16 protein-coding genes are annotated in these 18,375 nt (G+C 70.3%); 8 read left to right on the forward strand and 8 right to left on the reverse strand.

What is annotated here, in order from left to right; translation table 11 throughout:
- Positions 1-29: 29 nt before the first annotated feature.
- Positions 30-953 (reverse strand): D-alanyl-D-alanine carboxypeptidase family protein, encoded by a 924-nt coding sequence (locus B7R87_RS16350; protein ID WP_006347975.1) that lies wholly within the window; start codon positions 951-953, stop codon positions 30-32.
- A gap of 298 nt (positions 954-1,251) precedes the next feature.
- Between B7R87_RS16350 and B7R87_RS16355 the strand changes: the two genes are divergently transcribed.
- Together B7R87_RS16355 and B7R87_RS16360 are read left to right on the forward strand one after the other, a co-directional pair.
- A complete protein-coding gene (locus B7R87_RS16355) occupies positions 1,252-1,902 on the forward strand; it encodes a GntR family transcriptional regulator (RefSeq protein WP_006347974.1) in 651 nt (216 codons plus the stop codon).
- Positions 1,899-3,227 (forward strand): MFS transporter, encoded by a 1,329-nt coding sequence (locus B7R87_RS16360; protein WP_006347973.1) that lies wholly within the window; start codon positions 1,899-1,901, stop codon positions 3,225-3,227. The genes B7R87_RS16355 and B7R87_RS16360 overlap by 4 nt, the downstream gene beginning before the upstream one ends.
- A 193-nt stretch (positions 3,228-3,420) precedes the next feature.
- Here B7R87_RS16360 and B7R87_RS16365 read toward each other — a convergent pair whose 3' ends face one another.
- Entirely contained in the window at positions 3,421-4,245 is an 825-nt protein-coding gene (locus B7R87_RS16365; protein WP_006347972.1) for a maleylpyruvate isomerase family mycothiol-dependent enzyme, read from the reverse strand.
- A gap of 278 nt (positions 4,246-4,523) precedes the next feature.
- Between B7R87_RS16365 and B7R87_RS16370 the strand changes: the two genes are divergently transcribed.
- Both B7R87_RS16370 and B7R87_RS16375 read left to right on the forward strand, forming a co-directional pair.
- Positions 4,524-4,754, forward strand: coding sequence for a ribbon-helix-helix domain-containing protein (locus B7R87_RS16370; RefSeq protein WP_006347971.1), 231 nt, complete (start codon positions 4,524-4,526; stop codon positions 4,752-4,754).
- Positions 4,755-4,862: 108 nt separating this feature from the next.
- Positions 4,863-6,638: an NHL domain-containing thioredoxin family protein gene (locus tag B7R87_RS16375; protein ID WP_006347970.1), complete on the forward strand. Its 1,776-nt coding sequence runs from the start codon at positions 4,863-4,865 to the stop codon at positions 6,636-6,638.
- A gap of 65 nt (positions 6,639-6,703) precedes the next feature.
- On the opposite strand, the gene B7R87_RS16380 is transcribed toward B7R87_RS16375, so the two are convergent.
- From B7R87_RS16380 to B7R87_RS16400, 5 genes are all read right to left on the reverse strand, one after another.
- Positions 6,704-7,165, reverse strand: a complete 462-nt coding sequence (locus B7R87_RS16380; protein ID WP_006347969.1) for an MmpS family transport accessory protein — start codon at positions 7,163-7,165, stop codon at positions 6,704-6,706.
- A 126-nt stretch (positions 7,166-7,291) separates the two neighbouring features.
- Positions 7,292-8,611, reverse strand: a complete 1,320-nt coding sequence (locus B7R87_RS16385; RefSeq protein WP_006347968.1) for a M18 family aminopeptidase — start codon at positions 8,609-8,611, stop codon at positions 7,292-7,294.
- A gap of 51 nt (positions 8,612-8,662) precedes the next feature.
- On the reverse strand, positions 8,663-9,274 hold the full coding sequence (locus B7R87_RS16390) for a Uma2 family endonuclease (protein WP_006347967.1): 612 nt from the start codon (positions 9,272-9,274) through the stop codon (positions 8,663-8,665).
- A 143-nt stretch (positions 9,275-9,417) separates the two neighbouring features.
- Entirely contained in the window at positions 9,418-10,173 is a 756-nt protein-coding gene (locus B7R87_RS16395) for a hypothetical protein (RefSeq protein WP_006347966.1), read from the reverse strand.
- 136 nt (positions 10,174-10,309) lie between these two features.
- On the reverse strand, positions 10,310-12,142 hold the full coding sequence (locus tag B7R87_RS16400) for an acyl-CoA dehydrogenase (RefSeq protein ID WP_006347965.1): 1,833 nt from the start codon (positions 12,140-12,142) through the stop codon (positions 10,310-10,312).
- A gap of 120 nt (positions 12,143-12,262) precedes the next feature.
- Between B7R87_RS16400 and B7R87_RS16405 the strand changes: the two genes are divergently transcribed.
- The 4 genes from B7R87_RS16405 to B7R87_RS16420 all read left to right on the forward strand — a co-directional run bounded on the left by B7R87_RS16405 (position 12,263) and on the right by B7R87_RS16420 (position 16,400).
- Positions 12,263-12,751 carry an SseB family protein gene (locus tag B7R87_RS16405; RefSeq protein WP_006347964.1) on the forward strand — a complete coding sequence of 163 codons (489 nt, stop codon included), beginning with the start codon at positions 12,263-12,265 and terminating at the stop codon, positions 12,749-12,751.
- A gap of 131 nt (positions 12,752-12,882) precedes the next feature.
- Positions 12,883-13,863, forward strand: a complete 981-nt coding sequence (locus tag B7R87_RS16410) for a pirin family protein (protein WP_040915493.1) — start codon at positions 12,883-12,885, stop codon at positions 13,861-13,863.
- A 361-nt stretch (positions 13,864-14,224) separates the two neighbouring features.
- Positions 14,225-15,301, forward strand: coding sequence for an AI-2E family transporter (locus tag B7R87_RS16415; protein WP_006347962.1), 1,077 nt, complete (start codon positions 14,225-14,227; stop codon positions 15,299-15,301).
- A 127-nt stretch (positions 15,302-15,428) separates the two neighbouring features.
- Positions 15,429-16,400: an SGNH/GDSL hydrolase family protein gene (locus B7R87_RS16420; protein WP_006347961.1), complete on the forward strand. Its 972-nt coding sequence runs from the start codon at positions 15,429-15,431 to the stop codon at positions 16,398-16,400.
- Between the two features lie 111 nt (positions 16,401-16,511).
- Here B7R87_RS16420 and aspS read toward each other — a convergent pair whose 3' ends face one another.
- Positions 16,512-18,293: an aspartate--tRNA ligase gene (aspS, locus tag B7R87_RS16425; RefSeq protein WP_006347960.1), complete on the reverse strand. Its 1,782-nt coding sequence runs from the start codon at positions 18,291-18,293 to the stop codon at positions 16,512-16,514.
- Positions 18,294-18,375 lie beyond the last annotated feature (82 nt).

An 18,375-nucleotide genomic window follows, 5' to 3' on the forward strand; every position in this document is an offset into this window, starting at 1 on the left:
GGCTGTGGTGTGTCACCGGCCGGAAGGCATCAGTCCTGCTGGGCGCCCGCCGGGAGCGTGCGGAGCTGCATGGTCTTCGCGGTCGTCGACTTGAAGCCGTAGTCCAGGAGCTTCGCGGCGTCCGTGAAGCGGTCGGTGCCGTTCAGGGCGACACCGATGTACGTCTTGCCGTTACGGGTGGCGGCGAACACCAGGCAGGGGCCGGCAGCCGTGCCCGTACCCGTCTTCACACCGACAGCGCCCGAGTAGGAGCCGAGCAGCTTGTTGGTGTTGTACCAGGTGTACGTGCGCTTCTTGCCGTTCGAAGCGGTGGCCACGGCCACGTACTTCGTCGCCTTGACGACCTCGCGGAAGACCGGGCTCGTGAAGGCGTGGCGGGTCATCAGCGCCATGTCGTTGGCGCTGGTGTAGTTCTGGCCGGCCTGGGAGATGCCGTCGAAGGAGTCGTACTTGGTGTTCTTCAGGCCGAGCGCGGCGGCCTTGCGGTTCATGCTGCCGATGAACGACTTCGTCCGGGCGGTGGTGTTGCTTCCGGTGCCGAAGGCGTCCGCGAGGGCGTAGGCGGCGTCGCAGCCGGACGGCAGCATCAGGGCCGACAGCAGCTGCCGGACCGTCAGCACGTCCCCGACCTTGAGCTGGGCGGAGCTGCCGCCCTTCTTGACGACGTAGTCGGTGTACGTCTTCTTGATGGTGATCTTGCGGTTCAGATTGAGGTTAGGCGAGGTCAGGACCGTGGCCGCGGTGACGATCTTCGTCGTGCTCGCCATCTGGCGACGGGTGTCCGCGCCCTTCTTGTAGACCGGCTTGCCGCTGGCGAAGTCCAGCATGAAGGCGCTCTTGGCGCTGACGGTCGGCACCGCCGGGGCGGCCTGCGCGGAGGTCGCGGCGAAGGGGGAAGCGGCGATCAGAAGGCCGCTGGAGAGGACGACGGTGGCGGCGCGACGGGCGCGCACGCTGCTGAGTATCAAAAGAAACGCTCCGAAAGGGACGAATGCGTCAATTGCCGTAATGCATAAGGAAAGAAAAGAAAGGGGGACCCGGGCGGCCGTGAGCCGCAAGGGGTCGCTGGGGTAGACGTTCGTGCGCGCCGAATGGATGCACGGCGCAGTGCCGTTTCTGCGGAAAAGTTTTCGAGAGCGGGGTGTTCTGCGTCACGGTGCCCCGTGTGGACCGGGTAGCCGTACGGAGGCGCGGGGTCCGCCGGTCGGACGCCCTCTGGGCATGCACCTGTGTTGTATCTAAGCTGTGCGCATGCCTGCTCCCGCCCCCGTCACCCCCGCCGCCGAACGCGTCTACGTCCATGTCAAGCAGGCCGTACTCGACCGCCGTTACGCCGGAGGGACCCTGCTCACCGAAGGCGAACTCGCCGACGAGGTGGGCGTCTCCCGTACCCCCGTCCGGGAGGCGCTGCTCAAACTGGAGGTCGAAGGGCTGATCAAGCTCTACCCCAAGAAGGGCGCGCTGGTCCTCGCCGTATCGGCGCAGGAGATCGCCGATGTCGTCGAGACCCGGCTGCTGGTCGAGGAGCACGCCGCGCGGAAGGCCGTCCCCGCATCGCCGCAGCTGCTGGCCCGGCTGGAGCAGCTGCTGGAGCAGCAGAAGCGGCAGGGCGAGGAGGGCGATCTGGCCGCGGTCGCCGTCACCGACCGCAACTTCCATCTGGAGATCGTCCGCAGCGGCGGCAACGCCATCCTCTCCAAGCTGTACGAGCAGCTCCGCGACCGTCAGCTGCGGATGGGCGTCGCCGTGATGCACGCGCATCCCGACCGGATCGCCAAGAACGTCGTGGAGCACGGTGAGATCCTCGAAGCGCTGCGGGCGGGCGATCCGGAGGCGGCCGCCGCGATCATCCACCGGCACGTGGGGTGGTTCAACAGTCTGGCGCGGGGCGACGTCCGATGAGCCCGCGGTCCGCCGCGGGCGCCCCCGGTCCGATATCCCTGCCCGGTGATCCGCCGGGCGGCCGCCGCGCCGCCCTGATCTGGGGCATCGGGGTCTCCGTCTACTGCGTCGCCGTCGTCTTCCGCACGTCCCTGGGCGTCGCGGGACTCGACGCCGCCGACCGCTTCGGCGTCGGCGCCTCCGCGCTCTCCACCTTCTCCATCCTCCAGCTGCTGGTCTATGCGGGGATGCAGATCCCCGTGGGCGTCCTGGTCGACCGGCTGGGCACCAAGAGGGTGCTGGCCATCGGGGCGGCCCTGTTCACCCTCGGCCAGCTCGGCTTCGCGCTCTCCCCCTCGTACGGGACGGCCCTCGCCGCCCGGGTCCTCCTCGGCTGCGGCGACGCGATGACCTTCATCAGCGTGCTCCGGCTGGGCGGGCGCTGGTTCCCCGCCCGGCGCGGCCCGCTGATCGGACAGATCGCCGCGCTCTTCGGCATGGTCGGGAACCTGGTCTCCACGGTCGTCCTGGCCCGGCTCCTCGACGAACGGGGCTGGGTCTTCACCTTCGGCGGCAGCTCGGTGGCCGGGGCCGTCGTGCTGGTGCTGGTGCTCTGTTTTCTGAAGGACCATCCGGAGGGGCACGAACCGGCGCCCGTCCGGCACCGGGGCGCGGGCTCCGTCCGCCGTCAGATCGCCGGCTCCTGGCGGGAACCGGGCACCCGGCTCGGGATGTGGGTCCACTTCACGACGCAGTTCCCGGCGATGGTGTTCATGCTGCTCTGGGGCATGCCGTTCCTGGTCGAGGCGGAGGGACTGACGCGGGAGACCGCCGGGGCACTGCTGACGCTCGTGGTGCTGGTGAGCATGGTGGTGGGGTTGGTGTACGGGCAGATCATCGCGCGCCACCATGCCGCGCGGCTGCCGCTGGCCCTGGGCACGGTCCTGGCCACGGCCGTGGTGTGGGGCGCGGTGCTGGCGTACCCCGGTGGCCGGGCCCCGCTCTGGCTGCTGATCACGCTCTGCGCGGTGCTCGGTGCCTGCGGTCCGGCGTCCATGATCGGCTTCGACTTCGCCCGCCCGGCGAATCCCCCGGAGCGCCAGGGCACGGCGTCGGGGATCGTCAATGTGGGCGGCTTCACCGCGTCCATGACCACCCTGCTGGCGATCGGACTGCTCCTCGACAGCAGCGGCGGCGACTATCGGGCCGCGTTCTCCAGCGTCTTCGTCCTGGAGGCGCTGGGCGTCGTGCAGATCCTCCGCCTGCGCGGCCGGACGGCCCGGCTGGAGCGGGAACGGCTGGTGGCGAGCCGGGTGGAGGCGGTCCACGTACCGGCGAAGGCGTAACGGATCCCGGACCGGCGGCGTGGCGGGCAGCGGTATCGCACGGTGCCGTATCGCCCGGTGCTGTATCGCACGGTGCTGTGACGCGAGTGCCGGTGCTCGCGCGGGAGGGTCCCGCCGGACGGCGGGCACGCGCGGGCATCGGACGGCGGCCTCGGGGCGCAGGGCCCGGGGCGCACCGCTCAGGGCAGACCGCTCAGGGTGTGACCGCGAACTCCCGCAGAATGACGGCGCCCAGCTCCTGGTCCCCGTCGACCTTCACCCGGTCCGCGACCGCGGCCGGCCGCACCCGGCCGCATGCCAGCCGGTAGTAGGTCTCCCAGTCGGTGGCGAGGGTGACCACGGGGCCCAGCGAAGGCGATCCGTCGACCGAGCCCCGGCCGTCCGCGCCGACCCGGACCGTACGGAGGAACTCCAGCGGCCCGTGCACGTCGATCACCACGGCGGAGTTGGGCGGGGCGCCCGCGTCCTTGGCGACCACCTTCGGCAGGGCCTCCAGCAGCACGTCCCGGGTGATGTGCGCACCCGGCGAGTCCAGATTGCCGGGCCGGCCCAGCGCGGCGCGCAGATCCTGCTCGTGCACCCAGGAGTCGAAGGCCCGCATCCGCATCGCCACCTCCAGGGTCATCTCCGCCCCGAGCGGCGCCCGCACCCTGGCGTCCGGCGCCCGGTTCTCGTTCCGCAGCTGCCGGGCCCGCCGGATCAGCACGTACTCCAGCTCGGCCACCATCTCCGGCGCGGTGTGATGCCGCCGTACGTCCACCTGCATCTCCATGTACCGCGCGAAGTCGCTCTTCACGTGGTAGAGATCGCGGGGCAGGGTGTGGATCGGCCGGGGGTCACCGAGGAACTCGGTCTCCAGCCCGATGACATGGGAGACCACGTCCCGGACGGACCAGGCGGGGCAGGGCGTCACCCGGTTCCACTCGCCTTCGACGAGTGGTGTCACCAGCTCCGTTATTGCTTCGAGGGAGTGGGTCCAGGCATCGGCGTAGGTCTGGAGGCTGGGATGGACGGTCACGGGACCCCTCGACGATTCTGCGGGTGGCTGGCGGTGGCGGTGGCGGGCTGGTTGCGGTGGGAGCGGGAGGCTCGACAGTAAGTTACGCCGCCGGGCCGCGGCCCGGCAGGGCTTTCGTCTCACGATCGTAGGCCCGGGTGCAAGGCCGGAACACGGGGACGGCGAGGGTTCGCCACGGTGACGGGCATTCCCTTCCCGGCTCCCGGAACCACGTGAAGCCTGCTGCAGAATGGCGCAGAGGGTGGCCCTGGTGATGCTACTCGGGCAGCCTTGGCGGTATGGAGATCAGCGTCAGCCTCCCTGAAAGAGATGTCGCGTTCCTCGACGAGTACGCGGCAGCGACGTCCGCCGAATCCCGGTCCGCAGTGATCCAGATCGCCATCGGCCTCCTCCGTATGTCCTTGTCGGAGGACGAGTACGCACAGGCGTGGCAGGAGTGGGAGCTGGACGAGGCCGCCGAGGCCTGGTCCGGTACGAGCGGAGACGGCCTTTCCGGCGGAGCACGGTGACCTCTGAGTGCTGGGTTCACCCCGGTCCGCGGCCGTGCGACCCATAAGGCATCCTCCGGTGCCCACGCCCCGGAATGCGGGGATCCGGTCATGCTGTTGGATGGAGGCATGGCTACTCGTGCACGTGTTCGCGCCCCCGAGCTGGTCGGCGGCGGCGGTTGGATCAACACCGGCGGCAGGGAACTGAAGCTCGCAGACCTCCGCGGCAAGATCGTCGTTCTCGATTTCTGGACCTTCTGCTGCATCAACTGCCTGCATGTCCTCGACGAACTGCGCGAGCTGGAGGAGAAGCACCGCGACACCCTGGTGATCGTCGGGGTGCATTCTCCGAAGTTCGTGCACGAGGCCGACCACCGGGCGGTCGTCGACGCCGTCGAGCGGTACCAGGTGGCGCATCCGGTGCTCGACGATCCGGAGCTGGTGACCTGGAAGCAGTACGCGGTACGGGCCTGGCCGACGCTCGTGGTGATCGACCCCGAGGGGTACGTCGTCGCCCAGCACGCGGGCGAGGGGCATGCGCACGCCATCGCGCGGCTGGTCGCTGAGCTGGAGGAGGAGCACGCGGCCAAGGGGACGCTGCGGCGCGGGGACGGGCCCTATGTGGCGCCCGAGCCCGTCGCGACCGATCTGCGCTTCCCCGGCAAGGTGCTGGTGCTGCCGTCCGGGAATCTGCTGGTCTCCGACTCGACCCGGCACCAGCTGGTGGAGCTGGAGCCCGACGGAGAGACGGTGGTCCGCAGGATCGGCGGGGCGGACGAGTTCAACGAGCCGCAGGGGCTGGCGCTGCTGCCCGACGGGCGGGTCGCCGTCGCAGACACGGTCAACCACCGGATCCGGGCCTACGACCCGTCGAGCGGGGCGGTCGAGACCCTCGCGGGCACCGGGAAGCAGTGGTGGCAGGGGTCTCCCGCCGAAGGGCCCGCCCTGACGGTCGACCTCTCGTCGCCGTGGGATCTGGCCTGGTGGGACGGGCTGCTGTGGATCGCCATGGCCGGGACGCACCAGCTGTGGACGTACGACCCGGAGGCCGGGACGGTCCGCCGGGCCGCGGGCACCACCAACGAGGGCCTGGTCGACGGGCCCGCGGACGAGGCCTGGTTCGCCCAGCCTTCGGGGCTCGCGGTCGCCGCGGACGGGGAGCGGCTGTGGATCGCGGACTCGGAGACCTCGGCGCTGCGGTGGATCGGCCGGGACGGCTCCGTGCACTCCGCGGTCGGCACCGGGCTCTTCGACTTCGGGCACCGGGACGGCGACGCGGCCCAGGCGCTGTTCCAGCATCCGCTGGGGGTGACCGCCCTCCCGGACGGCTCGGTCGCCGTCTGCGACACCTACAACCATGCGCTGCGCCGCTACGACCCGGCGACCGGGCAGGTCACCACGCTCGCCACGGAGCTGCGGGAGCCCTCCGGCGCGGTGCTGGCCGACGGGGACATCGTGGTCGTGGAGTCGGCGGCGCACCGGCTGACCCGGCTGCGGCTGCCGGAGGAGGCGGTACGGGTGGCGGCGGTGGCGCACCGGACGCAGCGCGCGGCCACGGCCGTCGCGGGCGGGCCGGTGGTCCTCGACGTGGTCTTCGAGGCGCCCAACGGGCAGAAGCTGGACACCCGGTACGGCCCGTCGACCCGGCTGCTGGTCTCGGCCACCCCGCCGGAGCTGCTGCGCTCCGGTGCGGGTACGGGCACGGAGCTGTCGCGGCGGCTGGAGATCGACCCGGCGGTCGGGGAGGGCGTGCTGCACGTTTCCGCGATGGCCGCTTCGTGCGACGACGATCCGGCGAACGAGTACCCGGCGTGCCATGTGCACCAGCAGGACTGGGGCGTTCCGGTGCGGGTCACGGCGGACGGGGAGGCCCGGCTGCCGCTGATCCTGGCGGGCATGGCCTGACCCGCGCGGCCCGCGGGCGGTCGTGGGGCGCTGCCCCGTGACCGCCCGCGGGTCTTCGTCAGACGTCAGGGGAGCTTGTTCGCGGCGATCGGGGAGACCGCGATGCAGGGGCTGACCGCCGCCGCGCCGCTGCTCTTCTTCTCCACCAGCACCTTGCCGTCGTGGGTCACCTTGCAGGTGATGTCGGCGGCACCGCCGGCGTCGAGGGCGGAGGGGATGACGGTGGGCGCCATGACGCCGCGCAGCGTGACCGTCTTCTTCCAGGGCAGCTGCGGCTTGTTGACCGTCTCCAGGGTCGGGTTGAGCGCGTCGCCCTTCCCGTTGGCGAACTCGATGGAGTCGACGTTCTTCCCGGTGACCTCGTAGGTCACCTCGTACTCCTTGTTGAGGGTGTCGTCGACGGCCTTGGAGGCCTCGTCCTTGACCTTGTTCTTGACGGCGTCCTCCGCCTCGGAACAGGCGGTGAGCGTCAGGACGAGTCCGGCGGCAAGGACGGCGGCAGTGGTGTGGCGCAGGGAACGGCGCATTGGAGAGAGAACCCCCGGGGTCGTGGTCGGCAGAGCCGCAGACAATCGTAAAGCGAAAGTAAAGTCAAGCTGTGGGCGGCCGGATGGCGGGGCCGCGCCGCCGTCGGCGCCGCGGCCCGTGACCGGTCAGCCTTCCAGGAATGCCACCAGCGCGTTGGCCAGCAGATACGGGTCCTGCGCGCCGCACAGCTCCCGCGCGCTGTGCATGGAGAGGATCGCCACCCCGATGTCGACGGTCCGGATGCCGTGCCGGGCGGCCGTGATCGGGCCGATGGTGGTGCCGCACGGCATCGCGTTGTTCGAGACGAAGGTCTGCCACGGCACGCCCGCCCGCTCGCAGGCCGCCGCGAACACGGCCCGTCCGGAGCCGTCGGTGGCGTACCGCTGGTTGACGTTGACCTTGAGGATGGGGCCGCCGTTGGCTCTGGGGTGGTGCGTGGGGTCGTGGCGCTCGGGGTAGTTGGGGTGGACCGCGTGGCCGGTGTCGGAGGAGAGGCAGACCGTCTCGGCGAAGGCGCGCGCCCGGTCCTCGTAGCCGCCGCCGCGGGCGTACACGGAACGTTCCAGCACGGTGCCGAGGAGCGGGCCTTCGGCGCCGGTGTCGGACTGGGAGCCGTTCTCCTCGTGGTCGAAGGCGGCGAGGACCGGGATGTACGGCAGGCCTGCGCCGCGCGCGGATACGGCGGCGAGCGCGGCCGCGCCCGCGTGCACCGAGAGCAGGTTGTCCATCCGGGGACCGGCCACCAGCTCCCGGTCCCGGCCGAGGTAGGCGGGGGGCTCGACGGGGTGGACCATCAGGTCCCAGCCGGTGACCGAACCGTCGGGGAGACCGGCCTCCTCCTCCAGGAAGCGGATCAGATCGCCTTCCAGGACCTCCCCGAGGCCCCAGACGGGCTGCATGTGCCGCTGCTTGTCGAGCTTGAGGCCTTCGGTGTTGACCGAGCGGTCGAGATGGACGGCGAGCTGCGGCACCCGCAGCAGCGCCCGGTCGACGTTGACCAGCCGCTCGGAGCCGTCGCCTAGGGTCAGCCGCCCGGCGAGCCCGAGGTCCCGGTCCAGCCAGGTGTTGAGCAGGGTCCCGCCGTACAGCTCGACGGCGATCTGGCGCCAGCCCGCGGAGCCCGCGTCGGGCAGGGGCTTGACCCGGAGATTGGGCGAGTCGGTGTGCGCGCCGACGATCCGGAAGGGGGTGTGCGGCGCGGCGCCCTCGGGCACGAACCAGGCGATGATCGCCCCACCGCGGATCACATAGCGCCCACCGGCCTCGCCGTCCCAGGCCTCGGCCTCCCGCACCTCGCGGAACCCGGCCTTCTCCAGCTTCTCGGCCGTGTTCGCGACGGCGTGGTACGGCGAGGGTGACGCGGCCAGGAACGACATCATCTCGTCGGTGTGACCGGGGCCGAAGGGCCCGGCCGCGCTGCTGGTGCTCTGCGGGCTGCTGCTCATGAACCCACTGTAACGACCACGGTCCGACCGGCTCCGCGGCCTGTGGAAAACCTAGAGCCGATCGTATTCGCCCAGGTCAATGTCGATGGTGAAGGGGGCGTCGACTTTCAGCCGGTCGCGGTGGACCCCGGTCGGTTCATAGCCGTGACCGGTGGCGGAGCGGATGTGGGTGTGGACGACGGGCCGCTTGGTGCGGGGGTCCATCTCGACGAGCCAGAAGTGGGGGATGCCGGCGGCGGCGTACTTGAGGGGCTTGGTGTCGCGGTCGCGGGACTCGGAGTCGGGGGAGACGACCTCGATGGCGAGTACGACGTCCGATGCCTGGTATCGGGTCAGTTCGTCCTCGCCGTCACTCTCGGCCGTTACCACGACCAGATCGGGCTCCGGGACTGTCTTGTGGGTCAGGATCACCGCCATCTCGCGGCGCACCCGCAGATGCTCCGGGATGGTTTGCCGCAGACCCAGCTCCAGCAGGAACATCACCAGCGAATGGAATTTGCGCTGCGGGCTCACGAAGACCAGGCTCCCGTCGATCATCTCGGTGTGAGGCGGGAGATCGAGGGCGAAGTAGTCGTCCACGGTGTAGCCGTCCTGCGGGGGCATGGGCCACGCGGAGCCGTCGGGCTGCCTGTGCTGCGTGTGGTCCCCGGCCTTGGCAGTCATGGTGATTCCTCCCATGGACGAGATCTTGGACCCAGATTTCAGCGTACCCAGTTGATACGAGGAAACCGTCACTCGAACAGGCGACACATCGGCCCGAGGCTGACGGGCGCCACAGGGATCCGCTGCTCAGCGGCCCTGTCGCGTCACGGCTTCTTCTCGTACGTCAGCGCGCCCTCCGGCAGGTCCAGCGTCGCCGGGCCGCCCCCCTGGACCTGGCGGGAGCGGTCCGCGAGCAGGGTGCCGAGGGCGGCCAGTTCCTTCGGGGTGTAGGTCTTCGACATGGCCGCCAGGCCGCCCGTGCGGACCGTCACCACCGTGGTGCCGGCCGCCGCGGACAGCAGGGTGCCGGGGCTGTTGAGGCGGGTGGTGCCCTGCTTGGCCAGGGCGGCGTCGCCGACGCGGGTGGGGAGGGCGACCTCGGTGCTGTTCTTCGGGTCCAGCTCCCTGATCTCCAGGTCCTTCAGGACCAGCGGGTACGCCGCGGTCGCCGCCGCGCTCGTCCCGTACGCGTACACCGTGAACTCGATATGGCCGGCGTCCCGGTGGGTGAAGAAGGCGCTGCTCATCTGCAGGGCGCCCTTGCACCAGGCGGAGACGCCGGTGCACATGGCCGCTTTCTTCGTCAGGTCCTCCGCGGTGGGCCGGGAGGTGAGGGACCAGTCGACGAGGTCGTCGGCGCGGGGGAGGGCGGCGACCGTCTGTTCCGGGGTGAGCCGGGCCGCGGCCGGGCCGCCCCGGTCGGCTTGGTCGGCTTGGGTCCGGCCCGGTTCGGGGCTCGTACCCGCCCGGGAGCCCGCGCCGGAGTCGGTGTCGGCGTCCCCGCAGCCGGTGAGCAGGACCGCCGTGGCCGCCAGCGCCGCCGCGAACCCGCTGAAACGTACTCGTCCCGTCGTTCCCATGATCCCCCCGTCCTATTGGCGCGATCATACGAACGGCCCGGCACCCGGGGAATCCCCGAGGTGCCGGACCGGCGTACGCATTTCGCCACAGAATCGCCACGGATGGGCAACCCGGCAGCTCAGCAGGGGTACGGGCTCAGAAGGCGGCCTCGTCGAGGTCCATCAGCGATCCGTCGACCGACTCCGCCAGCGCCCGCTCCACCGAGACGCCCGGCAGGACGTTGGCGGCGAAGAACTTCGCGGCGGCGATCTTGCCCTGGTAGAACGGCACGTCCTTCGCGGACGCCGACTCCGACCGGAGCTTCTCGGCCGCGACCGCCGCGCCGCGCAGCAGCAGATAGCCGACGACGACGTCCCCGGACGCGTACAACAGCCGCGTCGTGTTGAGGCCGACCTTGTAGATGTTCCGGACGTCGTCGCCGGTGGCGATCAGGTCCTTGGTCATCGCGCCGACGATCGCCTCCAGTTCGACGGCCGCCTTGGTCAGCGCGGCCCGGGCCGGGGCCAGTTCCTCGCCGCCCTCGCCGAGCGCGAGGAACTTCTTGATCTCCTCGGCCAGCGTGTTCAGCGCCTGCCCCTGGTCGCGGACGATCTTCCGGAAGAAGTAGTCCTGGCCCTGGATGGCCGTGGTGCCCTCGTAGAGGGTGTCGATCTTGGCGTCGCGGATGTACTGCTCCAGGGGGTACTCCTGGAGGTAGCCGGAGCCGCCGAAGATCTGGAGCGCCTGGGCCAGCTGCTCGTACGACTTCTCGGAGCCGTAGCCCTTGACGATCGGCAGCAGCAGGTCGTTGAGGGCGACCAGGGACGCGGCGTCCTCGCCCGCCGCCTCCTTGACCGCGATGTCGTCCTGGACGGAAGCGGTGTAGAGGACGAGGGCGCGCATGCCCTCCGCGTACGCCTTCTGCGTCATCAGCGAGCGGCGGACGTCGGGGTGGTGCGTGATGGTGACCTTGGGCGCGGACTTGTCCATGAAGTTGACCAGGTCCTGGCCCTGGACGCGCTCCTTCGCATACTCCAGGGCGTTGAGGTAGCCGCTGGAGAGCGTGGCGATCGCCTTGGTGCCGACCATCATCCGGGCGAACTCGATGATCATGAACATCTGGCGGATGCCGTCGTGCTTGTCGCCGATCAGCCAGCCCTTGGCGGGGTGCTGGTCGCCGAACGTCATCTCGCAGGTGTTGGAGGCCTTCAGGCCCATCTTGTGCTCGACGTTGGTCGCGTAGACGCCGTTGCGCTCGCCCAGTTCGCCGGTCTCCCAGTCGAACTCGTACTTCGGTACGAGGAAGAGGGAGAGGCCCTTGGTGCCGGGTCCGGCGCCCTCGGGGCGGGCCAGCACATAGTGGAAGATGTTCTCCGCCATATCGTGCTCGCCCGAGGTGATGAAGCGCTTCACGCCCTCGATGTGCCAGGAGCCGTCCTCCTGCCGCACGGCCTTCGTCCGGCCGGCGCCCACGTCCGAGCCGGCGTCCGGCTCGGTGAGGACCATGGTGGAGCCCCACTCCTTCTCGACGGCGAGGGCGGCGACCTTCTTCTGCGCCTCGTTGCCCTCGGCGTAGAGGATTCCGGCGAAGGCGGGGCCCGATGCGTACATCCAGATCGCGGGGTTGGCGCCGAGCAGCAGCTCCGCGTACGACCAGATCAGGGAGCGGGGCGCGGTGGTGCCGCCGATCTCCTCGGGCAGGCCGAGCCGCCAGTACTCCGAGTCCATGAAGGCGCGGTAGCTCTTCTTGAAGGTCTCGGGGACCGGGGCGGTGTGGGTGGCGGGGTCGAAGACCGGAGGGGTGCGGTCGGCGTCGGCGAACGACGCGGCCAGGTCGTTCTCGGCGAGCCTGGCCAGCTCCTCCAGGATGTTCCGGGCGGTGTCGGCGTCCATTTCGGCGAACGGACCCGTGCCGTACAGCTTGTCGCGCCCGAGGACCTCGAAGAGGTTGAACTCGATGTCGCGGAGATTCGACTTGTAGTGCCCCATGGCGACGGCTCCGTAAAGATCGAAACGCAGTACCGGTGAGTAGCTACAGCCATGATGCTACCCATCGGTAATAAGGCACAACCCCGAAGCGGTCATCTGTGACTCGTTACTCTTACTGGCATGTACGGCTATGACCAGAGTCAGGGCGCTCAGCAGCAGTACGCACCCCAGCAGCCCTACGGGGCCCAGCCGCACGGCCAGCCGTCCCACGGGCAGTCCGTGCCGGGCCAGCCGCTCTATCCGGAGCCGTCCCCGCCGTCCCTCGCCGACGCCGTCCGGGCCTTCACCACCGGTTCGCTCGCCGCGGAGGACTTCCAGCAGATCTTCGCCACGTCCAAGGTGTACTGCCCGCGCGGCGACAACCCCGGCTTCCTCGCGCTGCACAACACCCAGCAGCCGGTGATCCCCATGTTCAGCTCGCTGAAGGAGCTGCGGCGGTACGCGGGCAAGGAGTCCAAGTACTTCGTGATCACCGGCGCCGAGGTGATCGACCTGCTGCCGACCGGCTACGGCTTCGTCCTCGATATGGAGGGGCAGCACCGGATGGTCTTTGACGCCAAGGCGGTGGAGCAGATGGTCGACTTTGCGATGCGCCGGATGTACGGCTGAGAGGCTGAGACGTACGGCGCCGCACGGCGCGGGGGGCCCGGGGGAATATCCGCCGGGCCCTCCGCCGTTCCGGGTGGCAAGAAGTTCAGGATTCAACTAAAGTGGGAACCGGTAGCCCGAGGAGGTACCCCATGCCTGCAGTGACCGTCGAGAACCCGCTGACCCTGCCGCGCGTCGCCGCACCCGCCGACGCCGTCGCCCGTCCCGTACTGGCCGTGTCCACGGCCCCCACCGGGTTCGAGGGCGAGGGCTTCCCGGTGCGCCGCGCGTTCGCCGGGATCAACTACCGCCACCTCGACCCGTTCATCATGATGGACCAGATGGGCGAGGTGGAGTACGCGCCGGGCGAGCCCAAGGGCACCCCCTGGCACCCCCACCGGGGCTTCGAAACCGTCACCTACATCATCGACGGGATCTTCGACCACCACGACAGCCAGGGTGGCGGTGGCACCATCACCAACGGCGACACCCAGTGGATGACGGCCGGGTCCGGTCTCCTCCACATCGAGGCGCCGCCGGAGCACCTGGTCATGTCGGGCGGCCTCTTCCACGGCCTCCAGCTGTGGGTGAACCTCCCGGCCAAGGACAAGATGATGGCCCCCCGCTACCAGGACATCCGCGGCGGCCAGGTGCAGCTCCTCACCTCTCCCGACGGTGGCGCGCTGCTCCGGATCATCGCCGGTGAGCTGGACGGACACGCCGGTCCCGGGATCACCCACACCCCGATCACGATGATCCACGCCACCCTGCGGCCGGGCGCCGAGATCACCCTGCCGTGGCGGCAGGACTTCAACGGCCTGGCGTACGTCCTGGCCGGACGGGGCACGGTGGGCGCCGACCGGCGGCCGGTCCACATGGGCCAGACCGCGGTCTTCGGCGAGGGCGGTTCGCTGACCGTCCGCGCCGACGAGAAGCAGGACGGGCACACGCCCGAGCTGGAAGTGGTGCTGCTCGGCGGCCGGCCGATCCGGGAGCCGATGGCGCACTACGGGCCGTTCGTGATGAACACCCGCGAGGAGCTCCAGCAGGCCTTCGACGACTTCCAGAAGGGCCGGCTGGGCACGGTCCCGGCGGTCCACGGAATGAAGCCGTCGGGCCCGTCGGGCGAGTAACCGCCCGGTGCCGGGCGCGAGCCCTTCGCGCCCGTACCAGACCCCGCCGGGTCGTTCCCCCCGACGGCCCGGCGGTCAGCCGCCCATCCGGTCCCCCGCCGGGTGGGCGGCGTTTTTCCGTTCGGGGCGGTACGGGTGCGGGGCGAGGGTCCCGGTACGTGCCCCGGCCCCGTACCGCCCGGCTCGTGCCCACCCGGACCCGGGCGGGACCGGCGTCACGCCCCGTCCGGGCCCCGCACCGCTGCGGGGCCCGCCCGGGGCCGGGCCGCCCGGCCGACCCCGGATCCGGGCCGGGGGCCGCTGTCACCCGTACGGGCGCCTCCCGCGCGCCCGCCCGCCCCGGTCGTGATCGCGTGGGAGCGTGCACACCCTCCTGCCCGAACCGGTACGGCGGCTCGCCGCCTGGTGCGCCGTCCTGCTGCTGGTCGCCGGGGTCGGCGCGGTGGGCATCTGGCTGGTCATCACCTTCCGTATTGCCGTCACCCCGCTCCTGCTGGCGATCCTCGGCACGGCCCTGCTCGGCCCGCTCTACCGCAGGCTGGTCCGGATGAAGGTCCACCGGTCCCTCGCCGCCGCGCTGACCTGCGTCGCCGTCGTCGCGGCCGTCGGCGGGGCGATGTACATCGTCGTCGGCGCGCTGATCGACAACGGCGCTCAGATCGTCTCGTCGCTGCGCAGCGCGGCCAAAGGCGTCACCGACCACTTCGGTGCCGCGGGCACCGACCTCGTGGACCTCGCCCGCAACGGCAAGGAACTGCTGGCCAAATTCGGCGGAACGGCCGCGTCCGGGGTGATCAGCGGGCTGAGCGTGGCCGGCCAGGCGATCGCCACCGCCGTGCTCGCCCTGCTGCTGATCTTCTTCTTCCTCCGGGACTCCGACAAGGCCGCCGGATTCGCCCGCTCGGTGATCCCGGGACCGGCCGGGGAGACCGTGGAAGCCATGGGCCGGCGGGCCTTCGAAGCCGTCGAGGGCTTTATGCGCGGGACGACCATCATCGCCCTCATCGACGCCCTGCTGATCACGATCGGACTGCTGATCCTGCGGGTCCCGGGCGCGGTGGGCCTGGGTGCGCTGGTCTTCGTCGGCGCCTATATCCCCTACCTCGGCGCCTTTCTGTCCGGCGCGGTCGCCGTCCTGGTCGCGCTGGCGGACCGCGGCTGGGTGATCGCGCTCTGGGCGCTCGGCGTGGTGCTGGCGGTGCAGGTGCTCGAAGGCCATCTGCTCCAGCCGATGATCCAGAGCCGGACGGTCCAGATGCACCCGGCGGTGGTGATGCTCGCGATCACGGCGGGCGCGGGCGTCGCGGGCATCCTCGGCATGCTGCTGGCGGTGCCGGTGACGGCGGCGGCCTTCGGAATCGTCGGCGAGCTGCGGACCCGGTACGGCACGGCGGACGAGCCCTTGCCGGGCGGGCCCGGGCCCGCGCCCGGGGCCTGAGCGCCGCCGGACGGGCGACGCGCACTCCCGGACTCCATCGGGATTACTTATAGTATTGGATCTTGTGCAAGGTGTGACTACTCTCCCGGAGGTCAAGTGGTCCAAAACTGCACAACTGGAGATTTCGATGGCACGTTCTCGTATCCGGCTGACCCTGCTGGGCTCGGCCGTGGCGCTCACCGCGGGCGCTCTCGTACCCGCCCAGCTCGTCGGGGCGCAGCCCGCCGCGGCGGCGTCGTACGACTGGGTGGCGCTGGGTGACTCGTACACCGCCGGGGTCATCCAGGCAGCCGGTGATGTCTTCGAGATCCCCCGGGACGGCTGCGAGCGGACCGACCAGTCCTATCCGCAGGTCATCGACCGGGACCTGTCTTCGCTTATCGAGCTGACCAATGTGAGTTGCGGCGCCGCCACCATCGAGGACATCACCTTCCGGGCCCAGGAGCCGATCGGCCGTCATCTGCCGCCCTTCTCCGAGGACCCGGACTACCCCTTCCCGCCGGTGCCGCCCCAGTCCGAAGCGGTCGGGCCCGGCACCGATGTGATCACCGTGGGCGCGGGCGGCAACACCCTCGACTTCGGCGGAATTCTCTCCAAGTGCCTGGAGCTGGGCTCGGGCAGCGGCGGCACGGACACGCCGTGCAAGGACGAGCTGGCCGCCGGTATCCCCGCCAAGTTGACCAAGGTGGGCAAGGACTACAACGCGATGCTCGCCAAGCTCCACGAGAAGGCCCCGCAGGCCAGGATCCTGGCCGTCGGCTACCCCACGATCATCCCCGCGGATACCTCCAAGTGCCGCTACAACGACGTGCACCAGTTCTTCTCCATCACCCAGGGCGATCTGGACTGGCTGCGCCGGGACGTCCTGGAGCCCCTGAACAAGACCATCGAGAAGTCGGTCGGCACCCAGGACAAGGCCGACTTCGTCGACCTCTACGCATCCTCCGCGAACCACAGCGTCTGCGATGCCCGCAAGTGGGTCGAGGGCATCCTCGACAGCGACGACCGGCCCGCCCTGGTGCACCCCAACGCCGGGGGCCACCGCAACGCCGCCGACCAGGTGACCTCGGCGATCCTGAACGCCATCAGCCCGAGCTGACCCGCACCGCGGCACCCCACCCCGGCCAGGGGCCGGGGAACGGCCAGGGGTCCCGTACGGCCGCTTTCGCGGTGGTACGGGACCCCTGGTCCGGTTACTGCCCTGCTACGGCTACTCGGCCGCCTGCGACGGCTTCGCGACCGGCTTGCGGAGCTGGAGGTTCAGCTCCCGCAGCCGCGTCTCGTCCAGCTCCGTCGGCGCCCCCATCATCAGGTCCTGGGCGTTGCCGTTGAGCGGGAAGGCGATCGTCTCGCGGATGTTCGGCTCGTCGGCCAGAAGCATCACGATCCGGTCGATGCCCGGGGCGATACCGCCGTGCGGCGGGGCGCCGAGGCGGAAGGCGCGCAGCATGCCCGCGAACGCCTCCTCCGTGGTCTCCCGCTCGTAGCCGGCGATCTCGAAGGCCTTCAGCATGACCTCGGGCTCGTGGTTCCGGATCGCGCCGGACGACAGCTCGATGCCGTTGCAGACGATGTCGTACTGCCAGGCCAGGATGTCCAGCGGGTCCTTCTCCTCCAGGTCCTGCATACCGCCCTGCGGCATCGAGAAGGGGTTGTGGGAGAAGTCGATCTTTCCGGTCTCCTCGTCCTTCTCGTACATCGGGAAGTCGACGATCCAGCAGAAGCGGAAGACGCCGTCCTCGAACTGGCCGGCCCGCTTGGCGGCCTCGACCCGGACCGCGCCCATGATCTTGGCGACCTCGTCGCTGTCACCGGCGCCGAAGAAGACGGCGTGCCCGGCGGCGAGGCCGAGGCGCTCGGTGAGGACCTTGACGTTCTCCTCGGTGAGGAACTTGGCGATCGGGCCGGACAGCGCACCGTCCTCGCCGACGCGGACCCAGGCCAGGCCCTTGGCGCCCTGCTCCACCGCGTACTCGCCGAGCTGGTCGAAGAACTTCCGCGGCTGGGCGGCGACGTCCGGCACCGGCAGCGCGCGCACGTGCTTGCCCGCGAAGGCCTTGAACTCCGAGCCCTCGAAGACGTCGGTGATGTCCACCAGCTCCAGCTTGGCGCGGAGGTCCGGCTTGTCGGAGCCGTACTTCAGCATCGCCTCGCGGAACGGGATCCGCGGGAACGGGGACGTGACATGGCGTCCGCCGCCGAACTCCTCGAAGATCTCCGTCATCAGCTTCTCGACCGGCTGGAAGACGTCCTCCTGCTCGACGAAGCTCATCTCCAGGTCGAGCTGGTAGAACTCGCCGGGGGAGCGGTCGGCGCGGGCGTCCTCGTCGCGGAAGCAGGGCGCGATCTGGAAGTACCGGTCGAAGCCGGAGATCATCAGCAGCTGCTTGAACTGCTGCGGGGCCTGCGGCAGCGCGTAGAACTTGCCGGGGTTCAGCCGGGACGGGACGACGAAGTCGCGGGCGCCCTCGGGGGAGGTCGCGGCGAGGATCGGGGTCGCCATCTCGTTGAAGCCGAGCGCCGTCATCTTGTGGCGGATGGCCGAGATCACGGCCGTACGCAGCATGATGTTGCGGTGCATGCGCTCACGGCGCAGGTCCAGGAAGCGGTACTCCAGCCGCCGCTCCTCGTTGACCCCGTCCTCCGCGTTGATCGTGAAGGGGATCTGGGCGGCGGCGCCCAGCACCTCGACCGCGGAGACCTCGACCTCGACCTCGCCGGTGGCCAGCTCGGGGTTGATGTTGTCGGTGCCCCGGCTGACGACCTTGCCGTCGATCCGGACGACGGTCTCCTTGGTGAGGTGGCTCAGCGCCTCGTTCGCCGCGGTGCCGGGGCGGGCCACGAGCTGGGTGATGCCGTAGTGGTCGCGGAGGTCGATGAAGAGGATGCCGCCCAGGTCTCGGCGATTGTGCAGCCAGCCGCTCAGCCGGACGTCCGTGGAGACGTCAGAGGCGCGGAGCTCGCCGCAGGTGTGGGACCTGTACCGATGCATCGTCGTTCATCCAGTCTTGTGGTGGTCGGGGCGGGTCGCGCCGGGTCCGTAGGGCCGTGGCCGGTCGCGGGGCCGGGCCGGT

The organism is Streptomyces tsukubensis, from assembly GCF_003932715.1.
Taxonomy (GTDB): Bacteria; Actinomycetota; Actinomycetes; order Streptomycetales; family Streptomycetaceae; genus Streptomyces; species Streptomyces tsukubensis.